Annotated in this window: 2 protein-coding genes; both read right to left on the bottom strand. The window is 70.8% G+C overall.

The window, feature by feature from the left end; translation table 11 throughout:
- Window positions 1-329, bottom strand: a 329-nt coding sequence (locus tag ACFHYO_RS15815; protein ID WP_394321675.1) for a sugar phosphate nucleotidyltransferase, incomplete at its 3' end; no start/stop codon positions are given.
- Window positions 326-985: dTDP-4-dehydrorhamnose reductase (gene rfbD / locus ACFHYO_RS15810; protein WP_394321673.1), on the bottom strand; the 660-nt coding region annotated here is incomplete at its 5' end. The genes ACFHYO_RS15815 and rfbD, both read right to left, overlap by 4 nt.

The following is a 985-nucleotide window of genomic DNA, read 5'->3' as shown; positions in this document are numbered from 1 at the left end:
CCCAGCACCATGGCCGAAGGGGCCCCGGCCAGGAACGCCTCGGCCAGGATATAGGCCTGCGCCAGCCCCTCGGGCCTTTCCTGCACGATCCAGCTGAGCTCGATCCCCCAGTGCCGGCCATCGCCCAGCAGGCGCTGGAACTGCGACTGGTCCTCGGGCGTGGTGATGATGGCGATCTTGCGGATGCCGGCCAGCATCAGCACCGACAGCGGATAGTAGATCATCGGCTTGTCGTAGACCGGCAGAAGCTGCTTCGACACGCCCAGCGTGATCGGATAGAGGCGGGTTCCCGACCCGCCGGCCAGGATGATGCCCTTGCGGCTGCTCATGCGGAAAGCTCCTGAATGACGCGATCGAGCCCCGCCCGCCAGTCCGGGGGCGCGATGCCGAAGTCGCGGGTGATGGCGCTGCAGTCAAGGCGCGAGTTCAGCGGCCGCCGCGCCGGGGTGGGGTAGGCGCTGGTCGGGATGTCCAGGACCTGCGGCGACAGGCCCGAGCGGGCGAAGATCTCGCGCGCGAAGTCCGCCCAGCTGGTGTCGGGGGCGCCGGCGAAGTGGTAGAGGCCGCCCTTGCCCCGGTCCGCCACCATCGCACGCGCCATCGTCAGGAGGGCCGAGGCGATCTCGGCCGCGGGCGTGGGACCGCCGACCTGGTCGGCGACGATCGTCAGCCGATCGCGTTCCGCGCCCAGCCGGCGCATCGTCTTCACGAAGTTCGTCCCATGCGCCGAGAAGACCCAGGAGGTCCGCATCACCGCCCATTGCCCGCCGGCGGCCGCGATGGCGCGCTCGCCGTCCAGCTTGGTCTGCCCGTAGACGCCCAAGGGTCCGGTCGGCGCCTCCTCGGCGCGGGGCGCCTGGCCCGAGCCGTCGAAGACATAGTCGGTCGAGACATGAAGGAAGGGGATGCCCAGCTCGGCGCAGGCACGCGCCATGGCGCCCGGCGCCTCGGCATTGACCAGCCGCGCGGTTTCGGCGTCACTCTC

The organism is Paracoccus panacisoli (assembly GCF_042435015.1).
In the GTDB taxonomy this organism is placed as follows: Bacteria; Pseudomonadota; Alphaproteobacteria; order Rhodobacterales; family Rhodobacteraceae; genus Paracoccus; species Paracoccus panacisoli.
This window is presented reverse-complemented; position numbering and strand designations above follow the sequence as displayed.